Origin of the sequence: Caballeronia sp. RCC_10 (genome assembly GCF_041360715.1) — a bacterium.
In the GTDB taxonomy this organism is placed as follows: domain Bacteria; phylum Pseudomonadota; class Gammaproteobacteria; order Burkholderiales; family Burkholderiaceae; genus Caballeronia; species Caballeronia grimmiae.
On sequence record NZ_JBFUPT010000007.1, the window covers coordinates 1 to 15051 of the forward strand.

The 15051-nt window shown below is 63.2% G+C and carries 15 protein-coding genes and 1 rRNA gene; 12 read left to right on the top strand and 4 right to left on the bottom strand.

Going from position 1 to position 15051, the window contains the following annotated elements; genetic code table 11:
* The first annotated feature begins 238 nt into the window (after nt 1-238).
* The 4 genes from rrf to AB6804_RS14670 all read left to right on the top strand — a co-directional run bounded on the left by rrf (nt 239) and on the right by AB6804_RS14670 (nt 6444).
* Nucleotides 239-352: ribosomal RNA gene (gene rrf, locus AB6804_RS14655) — 5S ribosomal RNA — on the top strand.
* A 228-nt stretch (nt 353-580) separates the two neighbouring features.
* Nucleotides 581-1444, top strand: coding sequence for a translesion DNA synthesis-associated protein ImuA (imuA, locus tag AB6804_RS14660; protein ID WP_370887051.1), 864 nt, complete (start codon nt 581-583; stop codon nt 1442-1444).
* Nucleotides 1389-2972, top strand: coding sequence for a DNA polymerase Y family protein (locus tag AB6804_RS14665; RefSeq protein ID WP_370887052.1), 1584 nt, complete (start codon nt 1389-1391; stop codon nt 2970-2972). Before imuA ends, AB6804_RS14665 begins: the two co-directional genes overlap by 56 nt.
* Before the next feature lie 7 nt (nt 2973-2979).
* Entirely contained in the window at nt 2980-6444 is a 3465-nt protein-coding gene (locus AB6804_RS14670; RefSeq protein WP_370887053.1) for an error-prone DNA polymerase, read from the top strand.
* A gap of 3 nt (nt 6445-6447) precedes the next feature.
* On the opposite strand, the gene AB6804_RS14675 is transcribed toward AB6804_RS14670, so the two are convergent.
* Nucleotides 6448-7380, bottom strand: a complete 933-nt coding sequence (locus AB6804_RS14675) for a dTDP-4-dehydrorhamnose reductase family protein (RefSeq protein ID WP_370887054.1) — start codon at nt 7378-7380, stop codon at nt 6448-6450.
* Nucleotides 7377-7583, bottom strand: a complete 207-nt coding sequence (locus AB6804_RS14680; RefSeq protein WP_370887055.1) for a heavy-metal-associated domain-containing protein — start codon at nt 7581-7583, stop codon at nt 7377-7379. Before AB6804_RS14680 ends, AB6804_RS14675 begins: the two co-directional genes overlap by 4 nt.
* A 99-nt stretch (nt 7584-7682) precedes the next feature.
* Between AB6804_RS14680 and cueR the strand changes: the two genes are divergently transcribed.
* Complete coding sequence (gene cueR, locus AB6804_RS14685) at nt 7683-8069, top strand: Cu(I)-responsive transcriptional regulator (RefSeq protein ID WP_370887056.1); 387 nt, start codon at nt 7683-7685, stop codon at nt 8067-8069.
* Nucleotides 8070-8279: 210 nt separating this feature from the next.
* Nucleotides 8280-8426, top strand: coding sequence for a DUF3563 family protein (locus tag AB6804_RS14690; protein WP_370887057.1), 147 nt, complete (start codon nt 8280-8282; stop codon nt 8424-8426).
* A gap of 101 nt (nt 8427-8527) precedes the next feature.
* Here AB6804_RS14690 and AB6804_RS14695 read toward each other — a convergent pair whose 3' ends face one another.
* A complete protein-coding gene (locus tag AB6804_RS14695; protein ID WP_370887058.1) occupies nt 8528-8926 on the bottom strand; it encodes a DUF305 domain-containing protein in 399 nt (132 codons plus the stop codon).
* A gap of 96 nt (nt 8927-9022) precedes the next feature.
* Between AB6804_RS14695 and AB6804_RS14700 the strand changes: the two genes are divergently transcribed.
* On the top strand, nt 9023-9358 hold the full coding sequence (locus tag AB6804_RS14700; protein ID WP_370887059.1) for a hypothetical protein: 336 nt from the start codon (nt 9023-9025) through the stop codon (nt 9356-9358).
* A 12-nt stretch (nt 9359-9370) separates the two neighbouring features.
* On the opposite strand, the gene AB6804_RS14705 is transcribed toward AB6804_RS14700, so the two are convergent.
* Nucleotides 9371-10216, bottom strand: a complete 846-nt coding sequence (locus tag AB6804_RS14705) for a 23S rRNA (adenine(2030)-N(6))-methyltransferase RlmJ (RefSeq protein WP_370887060.1) — start codon at nt 10214-10216, stop codon at nt 9371-9373.
* Between the two features lie 251 nt (nt 10217-10467).
* Between AB6804_RS14705 and AB6804_RS14710 the strand changes: the two genes are divergently transcribed.
* The 5 genes from AB6804_RS14710 to AB6804_RS14730 all read left to right on the top strand — a co-directional run bounded on the left by AB6804_RS14710 (nt 10468) and on the right by AB6804_RS14730 (nt 15043).
* Nucleotides 10468-11262, top strand: a complete 795-nt coding sequence (locus AB6804_RS14710) for a 3-hydroxybutyrate dehydrogenase (protein ID WP_370887061.1) — start codon at nt 10468-10470, stop codon at nt 11260-11262.
* A gap of 13 nt (nt 11263-11275) precedes the next feature.
* The gene (locus tag AB6804_RS14715) at nt 11276-12493 is read left to right on the top strand and encodes a DUF3734 domain-containing protein (protein ID WP_370887062.1); all 1218 of its coding nucleotides are present in this window, start codon (nt 11276-11278) and stop codon (nt 12491-12493) included.
* An 88-nt stretch (nt 12494-12581) separates the two neighbouring features.
* A complete protein-coding gene (locus AB6804_RS14720) occupies nt 12582-13064 on the top strand; it encodes a low molecular weight protein-tyrosine-phosphatase (RefSeq protein WP_370887063.1) in 483 nt (160 codons plus the stop codon).
* Nucleotides 13065-13206: 142 nt separating this feature from the next.
* Nucleotides 13207-13734 carry a Fe-S cluster assembly transcriptional regulator IscR gene (gene iscR / locus AB6804_RS14725; protein ID WP_035969242.1) on the top strand — a complete coding sequence of 176 codons (528 nt, stop codon included), beginning with the start codon at nt 13207-13209 and terminating at the stop codon, nt 13732-13734.
* Nucleotides 13735-13819: 85 nt separating this feature from the next.
* Complete coding sequence (locus AB6804_RS14730; RefSeq protein ID WP_035969241.1) at nt 13820-15043, top strand: IscS subfamily cysteine desulfurase; 1224 nt, start codon at nt 13820-13822, stop codon at nt 15041-15043.
* The last annotated feature ends 8 nt before the right edge of the window (nt 15044-15051 follow it).

The window sequence follows — 15051 nt, forward strand, 5'->3', positions numbered from 1 at the left end:
CAGGTGTGTAAGTGCAGTAATGCATTGAGCTAACTGATACTAATTGCCCGTAAGGCTTGATCCTATAACCAGTGTGTCTCGACCAGAGTTAGTGCTTCAGCACTTACTCTGGTCCGATCCCCGCAGGGGATGCACCACTGGTTGAGTAAGCGACTGTGCCACAGTCACCACCCGAATTCATTACTGCTTCTTCCCAGATTGGTTGTCCGCCCCAAAAGGCGCGCAACAACAAGTCATGCCTGATGACCATAGCGAGTCGGTACCACCCCTTCCCATCCCGAACAGGACCGTGAAACGACTCCACGCCGATGATAGTGCGGATTGCCCGTGTGAAAGTAGGTAATCGTCAGGCTCCTCATGCCGCAAACAAAAACCCCACCCCACAAAGGTGGGGTTTTTGCGTTGGGGCGCAATTTACGCGATATCGGTTCCCCTTCATCGCTCGCGCTCCTAGACTTCGCTCCTACCAGCCCCTTCGCAGTTACCATTCGCCTCAAAAATACTGTATAAATATACAGTATAGCTAGAGGCCGTCACGTGTCACGCATGAGCGGCCCCGTCCAATTTCGAACGGGAACTCATGGGTGCCGCACTTTCATTGCTCGATTTCGAACTGACTGCCCGCCTGCAGCAGCAGCTTTGGCAAGGCGAGCAGTTCAGCACGTCGCATCCAAACGTTGTCTCGAGCGGTTATCGCTTGCTCGATCGCGTTTTGCCTGGCGCAGGTTGGCTGCCCGGCACCGTTACCGAGGTGCTGATCGAAGAGAGCGGCGTCGGTGAAATCAGACTGCTTGCACGCTCGCTTCGAGAGCTGACGACCACTCAAAGCCGATCCGTCGTATTCGTCGCGCCGCCGTGGATGCCCAATTTCGCTGCCTTCCGGGCAATGCACATCGCAACGAACAAGCTGGTCTGGGTCAGAGCGGCCGATGAACAGGTGCTTTGGGCCGCGGAGCAGTCGCTGAAGCAGGAGGGCATCGGCGCGGTGTTGATCTGGCTGCCCAAGGCGCGTCCTGAAGCCTTGCGCCGGCTGCAGGTGGCGGCCCAGGAGTCCCAATCGCTGGCGTTTTTGTTCCGCCCGCTCAATGCCGCGAAGCAATCTTCCGCCGCGCCACTGCGCATGGTTTGCAAGCCGATACTGCCGCCTGCCGCGCAGACGATGAACCGCCGCGAATGGATGCAGGCCGTCATGCTGGAAATCGACATCATCAAGCGGCGTGGTCCGCTGCTGGGAAAGCCATTGCAGCTGCGCCTGCCGTTGCAGTTGCCTGCGTTGCCCGAGCATCTGCGACGCGCGAGCCAGCAAAGGAAAGTACGAGAGGTCAATCATGTTGTGGATAGCGGTGACATTGCCGCTTTTATCGCTCGAAGCAGTCAGGCCGCCATCGATGCCATCCGCATCGGCGAGTTCGATTTCGCCTGGAGCGAGGCCGACGGGCAATGACCACGCGGCAGACGCCATCGACGAGCCTTGCTTTGCGCTTGCCGATCACGCGCGCATTCTGCTGCCCGATCTCATCGCGTTTCGGCTTGGCGTGCGGCCCGGCAGCACACGCTCGCACGCGTTCGCGCTGGCGCCGCGCCTGACGCTGCTTGCAGTCGATATCAGCGAGGAGCAGCGCGCGCTCGAAGCCGTCGCGCTGGCCTTGCTCGCATTTACGCCGAAGGTCGTGCTTGCGCACGCCAATACGGTGCTGCTGGAAGTCAGTGGAAGCACGCGGCTGTTTGGCGGGCTGCGCACGCTGCTATTGAAGGTGGCGTCCACAGTGAAGGGCTGCGGATTCACCTCGCGCCTGGGTTGCGCGCCAACCGCGTGGGGCGCGTGGTTGCTCGCGCACGCGCGTACGCGTCGGGTGACGCGTCGCGTGCGAATCGTGAAAGAGACGACGCTCGTGCGCGTTCTCGATGCCTTGCCGGTATCGCTCGTTCCGTCGGCGGAATCGCACGGCAACGTGTTTGAACAGATCGGCTGCTCGACGCTTGCCGATCTGCGCCACCTGCCGCGCCAAGGCGTGGCGCGCCGGTTCGGACAAGGCATCCTGCAGTGGCTCGCACAGGCGTACGGGCAGGCCCCTGATCCTCGCGAGGCGTTCTGCGCGCCGGCATCGTTCGAAGCGCGGCTCGAATTACAGGCGCGCGTCGATAGTGCCGAGGCCTTGCTGTTCGCGGCGCGCCGGCTCGTGCTGCAACTGGCCGGTTGGCTGAGTGCGCATCATGCCGCAGTCAGCGGGTTTGCGCTGCTGCTCGAACACGAACTGGCTGCGCGCAACGCGCCGAAGACCTCGACGCTCCAGATTGCCTGGGCCGTGCCGACGCGCGATGCCGACCACATCCTCTGGCTGCTGCGCGAAAAGCTGAATCAGACGACGCTCATCGCGCCGGTCATCGAGATGAAGCTGCTTGCCGACAAGGTCAGCGAGCACACGCCGCCGTCCGATACGTTGTTTCCGATGCCGGCTTCCGATAACGAATCGATGGCGAAACTGCTCGAACGCCTGAGCGCGCGGCTGGGCGCCGAAAACGTCGTGCAACTGGTCGAGCGGGAGGATCATCGGCCGGAGGTGGCGATGACGGTCGAGCCCTATCAGGTCGCGCGCGATGCCCGGCCGAAGGGCGGCAAAAAGCCGAAGGAGGCGCCTGCCGAAGCGGCTCCCGACGAAGAGCAGGAAATGGAAGCGGCGGACATGGAACCGGGCGAGCGGCTCGAACTGCCCGACCTGGCCGTGCCTTCGCAGCCGCGACCGTCCTGGATTCTGGAGACGCCGCAGCCGCTGAAACTGCGCAACGAGCGTCCGTTCTACCGCCGTCCGCTGAAGCTGATCAGCCGCACGGAGCGCATCGAGGCGGGATGGTGGGACGGCAACGGTGTTCAGCGCGATTATTACGTCGCTTCGGACGATCGCGGCCGCATGTTCTGGCTCTATCGCGAGCGATTGAGCGGCGCCTGGTTCCTGCACGGATTTTTCGGATGACGCGCTCATGGACGATCTGAACGACATCATCGGCCTGAGCGGCGAAGGCAGCGGTTCGTCGGGCGCGGTGTCCGCGTCGGCGCTTTTGCCCGGTTACGCCGAATTGCATTGCCTGAGCAACTTTTCGTTCCTGCGCGGCGCGTCGCACCCGCAAGAGCTGGCGCTCGCCGCGCTCGAGCACGGTTATACCGCGCTCGCCATCACCGACGAATGTTCGCTCGCGGGCGTCGTCCGCGCGCATGGTGCGATCAAGGACATCGAGGCGAAGGCGAAAGCGGCCATCGAGGCCGCGCGGCTTGCCGGCCAGCCGCTACCCGACAAGCCGACGTTGAAGCTCATCATCGGCACTGAACTGCATCTGACGGATGCCGACGGGCAGCCGTTCTGCACGCTCATCGCGCTCGCGACGAACCGCGAAGGCTACGGCAATCTGTCGGAACTGATTTCGCTGGCGCGTTCGCGTTCACCGAAAGGCCGCTATCGGCTGGGCCCGGAAGACTTCACCGATCCCGCCGCGTCGTCCGACGCCACGGATCTCACCGATTTGCGCGGCGATATCGCGCACCTGAAGCATCTGCCCAACTGCCTGCTGATTCTCGTGCCGCAACGCTCGGCAACGCTCGCCGACACGCTCGACCGCGCGCACTGGCTCGCCGGTTTTGCAGCGGGGCGGGCGTGGCTTGCCCTGGAGTTGTGGCAAGACGGCAGCGACGACGAGCGCCTCGCCTCATGCCGCGTGATTTCCGAGGCGAGCGGTCTGCCGCTCGTCGCGGCAAGCGGCGCGCTGATGCACGCGCGATCGCGCAAGCCGTTGCAGGACACGCTGACCGCCATTCGCCTCGGCCGTCCGCTCGGCGAGTGCGGGTATGCGCTCGAAGCGAACGCGGAGCGGCATCTACGCACGCGCTTGCGTATCGGCGCGCTGTATCCAAAGGCGGCGATCGCGGAAACGCTAAAAGTGGCCGCCCGCTGCACATTCCGGCTCGACGAGCTCGAGTACGAATATCCCGAGGAACTGGTGCCGCGCGGCGAGACGCCCGCCAGTTATCTCCGCAAGAAGGTCATCGAGGGCGCGAAGCAGCGCTGGCCGGACGGATTCGACGCCGGCACCATCGGCCAGATCGACAGAGAACTGGAACTCGTCGCCGAACTGAAATACGAGAAGTATTTCCTGACGGTCTACGACATCGTCGCGTTCGCGCGCAGCAAGGGAATCCTCTGCCAGGGACGCGGCTCGGCAGCGAATTCCATCATCTGCTTCTGTCTTTTCATCACCGAACTCGATCCGGTCCGGATGGGCCTCCTGGTCGAGCGTTTCATCTCGCGGGCGCGCAACGAGCCGCCCGATATCGACGTTGATTTCGAGCATCAGCGACGCGAGGAAGTCATCCAGTACATCTATCAGAAGTACGGGCGGCATCGCGCGTCGCTGGCGGCGTCGGTCACGACGTATCACACGAGAAGCGCGCTGAAAGATGTCGGCAAGGCGCTCGGGCTCGATGCATCGCTGATCGAGCGCATCGGCAAGTCGCAGCAGTGGTGGGACGGGCCGTCGGCGGTGGCCGGTTATCTCAAGGAGGCGGGTTTTAGTGAGGACTCGCACATCACGCGGCATCTCATCCGCCTGACGCGCGAACTGCGCGGATTTCCGCGCCACTTGTCGCAGCACGTCGGCGGTTTCGTAATTGCGCGCGAAAGGCTGTCGCGGCTCGTGCCGATCGAAAACGCCGCAATGAAAGACCGCTGCGTGATCCAGTGGGACAAGGACGACATCGACCAGCTCAAGCTCCTGAAAGTGGATGTGCTCGCGCTGGGCATGCTGTCGGCGATCCGGCGCGCGCTCGAATTCGTCGCGCTGCGGCGCGGCGTCCCGAATTTCGGCATTACGCACATTCGCCGCGAAGACAGGGCGGTGTACGAAATGTGTTGCCGCGCGGACACCATCGGCGTGTTTCAGATCGAATCGCGGGCGCAGCAGAGCATGCTGCCGCGCTTGCGGCCCCAGACATACTACGACCTCGTGATCGAAGTGGCGATCGTGCGGCCCGGCCCGATTCAGGGCGGCATGGTGCATCCGTATTTGCGACGCAAGCAGGGCCTGGAGGATGCGGACTATCCCAAGGAAGAACTGCGGCCCGTGCTCGGCCGCACGCTCGGCGTGCCGATTTTTCAGGAGCAGGTGATGAAGCTCGCGATGGTCGCGGCGGGCTATTCGGCGGAAGAGGCCGATCAACTGCGCCGCGCGATGGCCGCCTGGCGACGCGGCAGTCATCTCGAGGAATATCAGGCCGATCTGATGAAAAAGATGCTCGCGCGCGGTTACGAGCATGACTTTGCGGCGCGCGTCTGCAAGCAGATCGAGGGTTTCGGCGAATATGGTTTCCCGGAAAGTCATTCGGCGAGTTTCGCGCTGCTCGTCTATTTCAGCGCGTGGATCAAGCGTTACGAGCCCGCGGCTTTTCTTGCCGGCTTGCTGAACAGCCAGCCGCTCGGCTTTTATTCGCCGTCGCAGCTCGTGCAGGACGCGCGGCGTCACGGCGTCGAGGTCTTCGCGCCGGATGTTTCGCTGAGCGACTGGGAATCCGTGCTGGAAAGGGCGCCCGGCAACGGCGAGCGCGTCGTATTCGATCCCGGCAGAGAGCGGCGGCGGCAGCAGTTCTATGGCACGCCGCTGCCGGATCAGGTGTTCCGCAAAACCATGCGGCGCGGTGCGCGCAAGCTGAAAGCGCGCATCATGTTGGCCGCGCAGCGATACGGCGCCAATGGGCCGGGCGTGCGAATCGGTCTGCAACTGATCAAGGGTTTGCCGCAGGCGGCGGCCGAGCGGATCATGATCGCGCGCGCCGAAGCGCCTTTCGCCGATGTGGACGATCTCACGCGGCGCGCGGCCCTGTCCCGCCGCGAACTCGAGGCGCTGGCCGCCGGCAATGCGCTCGCAAGCATTGCGGGACATCGGCGTCAGGCGTGGTGGGCCGTCACTGCGCAGCAGCGTGCGCCGGAACTGCTGCGCGATGCGCCGATGACCGAAGCGCCGCTCGCGTTGCCGCAGGCATCGGAAGGCCGCGAAATCGTCGATGACTACGCGAGTCTCGGGCTCACGCTCAATCGCCATCCGCTGGCGTTGCTGCGCACGAAGCTCTCGCGCCTGCGCTTCAAAACCGCCGCCGATCTGGCGGAACTGAAAAGCGGGCGCATCGTCCGCGCATGCGGCATCGTGACGGTGCGTCAGCGGCCGGGCACGGCAAACGGCACGATCTTCGTTTCGATCGAAGACGAAACGGGCGCGATCAACGTGATCGTCTGGCCGGGGCTCGTTGAAAAGCAGCGCAAGGTATTGCTTGGGTCATCGCTGCTCGGCGTGCACGGCGTCTGGCAGAACGAAGGCGACGTGCGGCATCTGGTTGCGCAACGGCTCGAAGACCATACTTCGCTGCTCGGCCGCCTCGCCGCCGCGAGCCGCGATTTCCACTGAACGTCAATGCGGCGGCAGCGCCGGATAGCGGGCCAGCACATGTGCGATCGCCGTATCGAACGGCGTGCGCTGGCCAATGCCGAGCGCCGCGAGCCGCGCCGAATCAAGATGGCAATCGCGCGGTCGGGGTGTCGCATCGGCCGGCGTGCGCTGCGCAACGAGTTTCGCGTCGACCTTCAGCGCCCGCGCGATGCGTTCCGCGATATCGAACTTCGTCATCGGCTCGTCGCCGGACCATTGCGTGATGCCGGAAATCGTCGCGCCCCGCGCGTGATGCTCGATCATCCCGCGAATCACGACCGCGACATCGGGCGTGTACGTCGGATAGCGCGTCGCCCAGGCGTCCATCGTAGCGGGCGCGTTGGCCGGATCGACCGATGCGACGATCGCCGGCGTGAGGCTCGTCACTGCGGATTCGCTCCAGTCGACGACCGGCCCGTAAAGCAGCGGCAAGCGCAGCACGCAGGCGTGCGGATCGCAGCCGAGCAGCGCGTTTTCGCCTTCCAGCTTGCTTTGGCCGTAGGCGTTGAGCGGGGCGGGCGCGTCATCGGGCGAATACGGCGGGGACGTGCCGTCGAAAACATAATCGGTCGAAATCGACAGCACCCACGCGCCCAGCGCGCGCGCTTCGGTGGCAATCGCGCCGAGCGCGTCGACGTTCAATGCGCGAGCGAGCGCGGGATCGTTCTCGCACACGTCCGGCCGACGCTCCGCCGCCGCGACGACGATCACCTGCGGCTTCTCGCGGCGCAGGAACGCGCGCACGGCATCGTGATCGCGAATATCCAGCGGCACGCTGCCGGCAGCGGCACGGCGATGCGCCGTACACACGACGCGGCAGTCCTTCGCGTGCCGCGCCAGTTCGACGGCAACCGCACGCCCCAACAGTCCCGACGCGCCGATCAGCGCGACAGTGAAGCGCTCCGCGCCCGTCATGCCGACGCGACGCCGACGACCGTGTACCCGGCATCGTCGATGGCGTCCTTCAGTACCTGTTCGGATTGCGTGGAGTCGACTGCGACTTTGCCCTTATCGAGATCGACGCGCACCTGCGCTTGTGGATCGATTTCCTGAATCGAGCGCGTGACCGCGGCAACACAGTGCTGGCAACTCATACCCTGAACCTGGAATTCCGTCATGTCGGTTTCCTCTTTGAATGACTTTGAATACCCCCATCGTATACCTTGCCATGATGGGAGGGTGTAGAGTCGAATCGATAGATGATCAGGGAGTTGACCATGAACATCGGCGAGGCTGCGCGAGCGTCGGGCGTGACGGCCAAGATGATTCGTTACTACGAGAGCGTTGGATTACTCAATCCGGTTGGACGCACGTCGGCGGGGTATCGCGTGTACGGGCCGCAGGAAGTGCATGCGCTGCGTTTCGTGCGACAGGCGAGAAGGCTCGGCTTTCTCGTGGAAGACATCCGGAAACTGCTGGCGCTTTGGCAAGACCGGTCTCGCGCAAGTGCGGAAGTGAAGGCGATCGCCCTGGAACACGTCGCAGAGCTTGATCGGCGCATCGCGGAGCTGACCGATATGCGCGACACACTCGCACATCTGGCGAGGAATTGTCACGGCGACGGGCGGCCCGATTGCCCGATCTTGGACAAATTGGCGCAATAGACGCACCGACATGGTGCGTTCAATTAGCTTAATCGTTTCGAGTCAAGCGGTTACGGCGTTGTTACCCGCGCACCATTCCGAAACAGAATGCACTTGATGCATGCATTTCACTACCGCATCGCCGAGGGTGTCGCTATAATCCGGGTTATCCCTAATGCGGGTATCCCTGACCCGAACGCCAGGGACCAACAGAATCCTTGGAGAAACATCATGTTTGCAATCCTGCTCGAAAAACTCAGCATCTGGTTTGAAGCCGCCGAACAACGCCGCCGCGAAGAATACCTCGCAGGATCGTCGGACGTGGTTCAGCTGGAAAAGCGCATCCGTTCGCTCGAAAACAACGGCTACAACTTCTAAGGCGAAATCGCCCGGCGCGAAAAAGCGCCAGAAGTTGAACGAGAAGCCCCGCATTGCGGGGCTTTTGTCTTTTCAGGCGCGGTACGCGGCCAGAGCGAATCTCACTTCTTCGCCGGATGCGCGGCCAGCCACTGATTCATGAACGCGATCTCCTTGTCCTGCGCCGCGATGATGTCCTTCGCCAGCTTGCGCAGCTTCTCGTCTTTCCCGTACTTCAGTTCGATCTTCGCCATGGCCACGGCGCCCCGATGATGCGGGATCATGTGCGCGACGAAATCGCGGTCCGCGTCGTCCGTGTATTCGATATCGGACATCGCTGACATCATCGACTGGTCGGCTGCCTGAAAAGCCGCCGTGGAAGGAAGGTCGGTGTCGCTAGCTGCGGATTGTTCCGCGTGCATGCCCGGCATGTCGCCGTGTGCCGGGACTGCCGTCTGTGCGATGGCGGTTGCGTTGCAGAAGGCGGTGAAGACGGCAAGTAGCGCGCTTGTAGGTTTCATCGATACTCCTTCGGATCTCGTGCGGATTGAAGCGCCTAGCGTAAAGCTTGCCAGCGGGGTAAGGTAAAGCGTTTCGTCTATTCAATCGAGCAAGCGATGCCAGGCTTCATTCGCAAAACAATGACGTTGCGTATCTGTGCTCTCGCAGCCGTGTGCCTTCCTTTCACCCAAGGGGTTGTCGCCAAGCCCGGCGGTGAACCGCTCGTGCTCGACACGCAGACCGGCATTCACAGCGGCGTGAGCGGCACCGTCCTGCAAAGCGCGCCGCTCGGTGCGCCCGGCATGGTGCCGATGGCGACGCTGCCCGGGCCGCCGCAACAGGAGCAGCAGCCCATCGTCGTTTCGCCTTACGTCCAATATGGCGGCGAGAGCGCTGCGCCGCCGGCGAACGGCCAAGGCCATTACCGGCGACAACGCGGGACGTATCCCTGAAGTCGCTTGCGCTCAGTCCGCGCGATGCTCCAGCTTGAACGATGCGCTCGCGTCCTGCCCGAGCGCATCGACGAGATAAGGCAGCGCGGCCTTTAGCTCGCTTGCCAGCTTGTACGGCGGGTTCAGGATGAACATGCCGCTGCCGAACAGGCCGAAGCCATCGGCCGGCGCAGCCTTGACGGTCAGTGTGGCGTGCAGCCATCCACTCGGCTGAATCGCCTTCAACTGTTCCGCGAACCGCTGCGATTCCATCCGCGCGACTTGCGGATACCACACCGCGTAGGTCCCCGTCGCGAACCGCTTCAGCGATTCCTCCAGGCACGACAGTGTGCGTGCGTAGTCGCGCTTGTCCTCGTAAGACGGATCGATCAGAACCAGCGCCCGGCGCGGCGGCGGTGGGAGAAGCGCCTTGATGCCGTCGAAGCCGTCGCCTTCATAAATCATGGCGCGGCGGCCCGCGTCGCGGAAGTTGTGGCGCAGCACGTCGATTTCCGTGCTATGCAACTCGAAGAGCCGCATGCGGTCCTGCTCGCGCATCGCGCGCCAGGCCAGATAAGGCGAGCCGGGGTAGAAGCGCAAGCCGCCCTCCGGATTCAGCGCCCGCACTTCGTCGACGAAATCTGCGAGCAGCGGCGGCAAGTCCGTGCGGTCCCAAAGCCGCGCGATGCCGGTTTCGTACTCGGCGTTCTTCGCTGCAAAGCCTTCGGTGAGGGCATACACGCCCGCGCCGGAATGGGTGTCGATGTACCAGTACGACTTGTCCTTCGTCCCGAGATAGCGAAGCATCTGAACGACGATCGCGTGCTTCAGCACGTCGGCGTGATTGCCGGCATGAAAGGCGTGGCGGTAACTGAGCATGGCGAATGGCGCATAAGAGAAGCTAAACGGTCGATTGTAACGGAGCACACGCCCGCGGCTTACGGGTTGATACGCTGGTGCGGTGCATCACGACGTTCATGCACAATAGCCGGTCCGGGCCGCGCGCAACAGTCGGCCGAACGGCATAGGCGGTGTCGCAGACTCTGCGCGATTGTTCCTATGCCGAACGGCCAGCTTGATGGCCCTTTGCATCGCATGTTGTCATTCAGTCATCCGATAGGGAGATTCGCATGTCACAGAACGGTAAGCTCGACGGCAAAACGGCAGTAGTGACGGGCGCGGCGAGCGGCATCGGCCGCGCGATCGCTTTCACGTTGGCCGATGCAGGCGCGGCGGTGGCCATCGCCGATCTGAATCAGGCCGGCGCGGACGCCGTCGCCGCCGAAATTCGTGCGAAAGGCGGCAAGGCGATCGGCATTGCGATGGACGTGACCGACGAGGAAGCCGTCGACAGCGGCATCGACCGCGTCGCGGCGGAACTCGGTTCGGTGGACATTCTCGTGTCGAACGCGGGGATTCAGATCGTCAATCCGATCGAGAGCTACGCCTATGCCGACTGGAAAAAGATGATGGCGATCCACGTCGACGGCGCGTTCCTCACTACGCGCGCCGCGCTCAGGCATATGTACAAGGACGATCGCGGCGGTGTGGTCATTTATATGGGATCGGTGCATTCGCACGAAGCGTCGCCGTTGAAATCGGCTTACGTGACGGCGAAGCACGGTTTGCTGGGCCTCGCCCGCGTGCTCGCGAAGGAGGGCGCGAAGCACAATGTCCGTTCACATGTCGTCTGCCCGGGCTTCGTGCGCACCCCGCTCGTCGACAAGCAGATTCCCGAGCAGGCGAAGGAACTGGGCATCAGCGAGGAAGAAGTGATTCGGCGCGTGATGCTCGGCGGCACGGTGGACGGCGTGTTCACCACGGTCGACGACGTCGCGCAGACGGTGCTCTTCCTGTCCGCGTTCGAAACAGCGGCGCTGACGGGGCAGTCGTTCGTCGTCAGCCACGGCTGGCACATGCAATAAGGAGCGACGCGTCATGGCAGACATGGAACCGCTCGCGGAGCACGAAGCCGCGCCCGAAGCCTCCGCCGGTGCCGCGTCCGGCAAGCACATCGCGTTGCCGCCCTACGAGACCATCGCGCTGATGCTCCAGGGCGGCGGCGCGCTCGGTGCCTATCAGGCGGGCGTCTATCAAGGGCTGCACGAGGCGAATATCCATCCGAACTGGATCGCCGGTATTTCGATCGGCGCGCTGAATACGGCGATCATCGCGGGCAATGCGCCGGAGAAGCGCGCGACGCGTCTGCTGGAATTCTGGGAAACCATCTGCCAGCCAGCCTTCGGATTCCCGTTGCCCGCGTTCGCGGAGCGCGCCTTGTTCGAATCTCCCGACGAGATCCGTAAGGCCTTTACGGCGCTGCAGGCGGTCGGGGCGCTAGTCGAAGGGCAAAAGGGCTTCTTCGTGCCGCGTTTCCCGCCGCCGTCGCCGCTCGCCGCCGGTTCGCCGCAAACCGCGAGCTACTACGACACGACGCCGCTCAAGGCCACGCTCGAACGTCTCTGCGACTTCGATCGCATCAATTCAGGCGAGACGCGCGTGTCGGTCGGCGCGGTCAATGTCGGCACGGGCAACTTCGCCTATTTCGACAACACGCAGATGAAACTGCGCGCCGAGCATTTCATGGCGTCAGGCGCGCTGCCGCCCGGTTTCGCGGCTGTCGAGATCGACGGCGAGTTTTACTGGGACGGCGGCCTCATGTCGAACACGCCGCTCTACGAGATCGCGCAGGCGACCCCGCGCCGCGACACGCTCGGTTTTCAGGTCGACTTGTGGAGCGCGCGCGGACCGGTTCCGGACAGCATCGTCGATGTGATGGGCCGCGTGAAGGACGTCCAGTATTCGAGCCGCACGCGCCTCGTCACGGATCAGATGCAGCGCGCGCAGCGATACCGCAACGTGCTGCAGCATGTGCTCGATCTCGTGCCGGAGGACGTCCGCAAGAACGACGAGTGGTGCCGCCTCGCCGCCGAGCTTTCGTGCTCGAAGCGGTACAACGTCATCCACCTGATTTACCGGCAGAAGGAATACGAGGGCCATTACAAAGACTATCAATTTGGCCTGTCGACCATGCGCGAGCACTGGGAGAGCGGACTTACCGATATCCGCCGCACGCTCGCGCATCGTGACTGGCTGGAGATGCCGAACGGCGAAGCGCGTTTCGTCACTCACGATATTCACCGCGACGAACGCTGATCCGCCGAACGGCCGTCCCGGCGCGCTTTGTCGCTACTTTGTATAATCCGACCGCGCCGCTCCCATCGTTCTTTACGTTCTCGTCCCGATGAATTCGATCGCTGTCTGCTTCGTTTGTCTCGGCAACATCTGCCGGTCGCCCAGTGCGGAAGCGGTTATGCGCGATCTGGTCGGGCGTGCGAGGCTCGCGGACCGGATCATCATCGATTCGGCGGGCACCGGAGACTGGCACATCGGTCAGCCGCCGGACGAGCGCGCCCAGCGCATGGCGAAGAAGCGGGGCTACGACTTGTCGGGCCTGCGCGGGCGTCAGGTCGCGGCGGAAGATTTCGCGCGCTTCGACCTTTTCATCGTGATGGATGACGCGAACGCTTCGGCGCTCGCATCGGTCTGTCCGCCGGAGCACCGGGACAAGATCCGCCTGCTGATGGAGTTCGCCACACTGGATGACAGCCGCGTCGTCGTCGATCCGTATTTCGGCGGCGACGAGGGCTTCGAGCGCGTGCTGGATCAGTGTGAAGACGCGTGCGCCGGCTTGCTCAAGGCCCTTCGCGCCCAGTTGATGGCGTGACCGGCGGCGGCCCGCACGGCGCAGAAAAGCGCGCAAAAAAATCCCCTTAAACCGCTACATATTTCGCCCCGGATACTTGACTAAAACTGTGGGATATTTATACTTGACGAAAATCATCGAGTATTAGCGTTAGCCCCCAATTATGAGACTCACCACGAAAGGCCGTTTCGCCGTCACGGCGATGATCGACCTGGCGTTGCGCCAGGAGCAGGGCCCGGTGACGCTGGCAGGCATCAGTCAGCGCCAGCGCATCTCGCTTTCCTACCTCGAACAACTGTTCGGCAAGCTGCGGCGCCATGAGATTGTCGAATCGGTGCGCGGTCCGGGTGGCGGGTACAACCTCGCGCGCCGCGCGGAAAACGTCACGGTGGCCGACATCATCATCGCGGTCGACGAGCCGATCGACGCAACCCAGTGCGGCGGCAAGGGCACTTGCGAAGGCACGAAGCAGCACGACGGCCATTGCATGACGCACGAACTGTGGGCGACGCTCAATCAGAAGATGGTCGAGTACCTCGATTCCGTCTCGCTGAAAGACCTGGTCGACCAGCAACGCGCCCGCGAAGGTTCAGAGGCGGTGCTGCGCGACCGGCGCGCCGAGCCGGCTGGCGTCGAGGCCGCGCGTGTCGTGCCCAAGGGGCCGAATTCCATTTTCAATCTGGCCGGATGATCTGCGCCGCCGCGCGAAGCCGGCAAAGGCAGCGCGGCAGGCAGCGGCCTGGCAGACGATTTGATCGATTAATCCGGAGCGACTGATGAATAACGATATTCCCCACCTGCCCATTTACATGGACTACAGCGCGACGACGCCGATCGATCCGCGCGTGGTGGACAAGATGATTCCGTATCTTCGCGAGCAGTTCGGCAATCCGGCCTCGCGCAGCCATCAATATGGCTGGGACGCGGAGCGGGCAGTCGAGGAAGCGCGTGAGAACGTCGCCGCGCTCGTCAACGCCGACCCGCGCGAAATCATCTGGACCTCGGGTGCAACGGAATCGGACAACCTCGCCATCAAGGGCGCGGCGCACTTCTACAAGAGCAAGGGCAAGCACATCATCACGGTGAAGACCGAGCACAAGGCCGTGCTCGACACTTGCCGCGAGCTGGAGCGCGAAGGCTACGAAGTCACGTATCTGGATGTGAAGGACGACGGTCTCATCGACCTGGAAAAGCTGAAGGCGGCGATCCGCCCGGACACGATTCTCGTCTCGGTAATGAGCGTGAACAACGAGATCGGCGTGATTCAGGACATCGAGGCAATCGGCGAGATCACGCGTGCAAAAGGCATCATCTTTCACGTCGATGCCGCGCAAGCCACGGGCAAGATCGAAATCGACCTGCAAAAGCTGAAGGTCGATCTGATGTCGTTTTCCGCGCATAAGACGTATGGCCCGAAGGGCATCGGCGCGTTGTACGTACGCCGCAAGCCGCGCGTGCGCATCGAAGCGCAGATGCACGGCGGCGGCCACGAGCGCGGCATGCGTTCGGGCACGCTCGCGACGCATCAGATCGTCGGCATGGGCGAGGCGTTCCGCATCGCGCGCGAGGAAATGGCGACCGAGAACGAGCGCATCCGCATGCTGCGCGACCGATTGCTCAAGGGCCTGCAGGATATCGAAGAGGTGTACGTCAACGGCGACATGGAGCGCCGCGTGCCGCACAACCTCAATATCAGCTTCAACTTCGTGGAAGGCGAATCGCTGATCATGGCGGTGAAGGATGTCGCGGTGTCGTCGGGATCGGCGTGCACGTCGGCTTCGCTCGAGCCGTCGTATGTGTTGCGTGCGCTCGGCCGCAACGACGAGCTCGCGCACAGCTCGATTCGCTTCACGGTCGGCCGCTTCACGACCGAGCAGGATGTCGATTACGTCATCAACCTGCTCAAGAGCAAGATTGCGAAACTGCGCGATCTGTCGCCGCTCTGGGAAATGCACAAGGACGGCATCGACATTTCGACCATTCAGTGGGCGGCGCACTGAGCGACGCG